This is a genomic window from Salipiger marinus, assembly GCF_900100085.1.
Lineage (GTDB): Bacteria > Pseudomonadota > Alphaproteobacteria > Rhodobacterales > Rhodobacteraceae > Salipiger > Salipiger marinus.
In genome coordinates, this window is record NZ_FNEJ01000089.1 from 1 (window position 1) to 1,695 (window position 1,695).

Below are 1,695 nucleotides of genomic sequence, written 5' to 3' on the forward strand. Positions count from 1 at the left end.
CGCCAAGAAATGGGCCCCAAGACCACGGAAAACTCCAGCCAACGGCAGATCATCTTGATCAACGCCAAATCCCGCGGCTCTCGCCGGATGCTTACGGTTCAACGTCAGTTCCGTCCGCTGAGCGGTCTTTGACAAGAAGCGCGGCGAAGGTCCGTTCCGAGCCCAAATTGACTGAGACGTTCTCCGCCGAGTTTGCACCTGCAGCGACATGCTGCGCTTCGCGAACGGACCAGAGCTGCCTTTTACGCTTGGATCAGCACCTGGCTGGAGGCAGCCCGAAGCTGACGGTCTAAAGCAAGCGCAGGGTGACCCTGCAGCGCCCCGTCAGCTGATCAGGACAAAGGTTATCTCGAAATCCGTGAAGTGAGAGGTCTAGCGTTCTGGTCCGCCCGCCACCAGCGAGCTAGTTAAGACATCAGCGCAACGAAAGAGACTGAATGGCTGAACGTCTGCCGACCGAAGCAGGTCGCGATGCCGTCATCACCCACGGCATCGTCACCGCCAACCCGGAAGTCTTGCTGCACGGCACGGGCTGGCGCGCGGTATGGGCGATCTTCCGCGAGGGCGGTTTGCGGCTGTGGAGCGATGATGCGTTCGGGCTGGCCGGAAACGTCGCCTTCCGCGTGCTCATGGCCGTCTTCCCGTTCCTGATCTTCACCTCTTCGTTGACCGCCTTTGTCGGCAATCAAAGCATGGCCGAAGATCTGATCTCGTTTCTCATCGCCATCGTGCCGGAGACGCTGATCGAACCCATCGTGTCAGAGGTCCGCCAGGTGATGACGATCCAGCGCGGTGGTGTCCTGTCGTTGGGTATCCTTTTGACCATCTGGTTCGCACTCGGCGGCGTCGATGGCATCCGGGTGGGCCTCAACCGGGCCTACGGGGTGCGCGAGACCCGCCCGTGGTATGTGCTTTATCCGTTGATGGCTCTGATGGTCGTGATCGCCAGCATGGTTCTGGTGCTGGTCGGCTATCTGCTTGTCCTCGCCCCGCGCGCGGGCTCATGGCTTCACATCCTGTTTCCCGGTTTCGATCCGGCCTCCGTGACGGTGAGCCTCGTGCGCTACCCGTCGGCTGCGCTCATCCTTGTTGCATCCCTGTTCCTGGCCCATGTCCTCCTGCCGGCCCGTCGCACGCGCTTTTCATCAATCTATCCCGGCGTCCTGTTCACGGTCATCTCATGGATCGTGCTGACCGCCGCCTTCTCTTTCTACCTCGCGCATTTTGCCGCCTACGCAAGCTACTATGGGGGGCTCGCGGGGATCATTGCAGCACTCTATTTCACGTACTTGGCAGCTTTGGTTCTCATCTTCGGCGGAGAGCTCAACCGGGCGATCCGCATTCGCCGCCTGTCGCGAGCGCTGCGCGGCCGACCGTAGGTGTCGGCCAATCGCGATGAACCTTGAGGACCGGCCCTCACCTGCCGGTCGCGACACCCCTTGATGCTGCGGTGCAGCTTCACCGAAGCGGCCATTCGTGCCTTGTGCAGCATCGAAGATCAGGTGAAGGTCAGCCGTCTGCGGACGGAGCGGAAAGTGGCATCGTAGAGACCAGCCACGCTGCTGCATGGAACCCGCTCAACCGGGCAGTAAGGGCTGTGTTGATCCCGCATTATTCGCCGAGCCGGCTCGGCGGCGCGCTGGAGGCGGGTTGAAGCCGTTCTTGCCGGCTTCTGGGCACCAGCTTGTTGCCGAT

General features: G+C 61.6%; 1 protein-coding gene. It reads left to right on the forward strand.

The window, feature by feature from the left end:
• Window positions 1-437: 437 nt before the first annotated feature.
• Window positions 438-1,379 carry a YihY/virulence factor BrkB family protein gene (locus BLR51_RS26990; protein ID WP_089852611.1) on the forward strand — a complete coding sequence of 314 codons (942 nt, stop codon included), beginning with the start codon at window positions 438-440 and terminating at the stop codon, window positions 1,377-1,379.
• The last annotated feature ends 316 nt before the right edge of the window (window positions 1,380-1,695 follow it).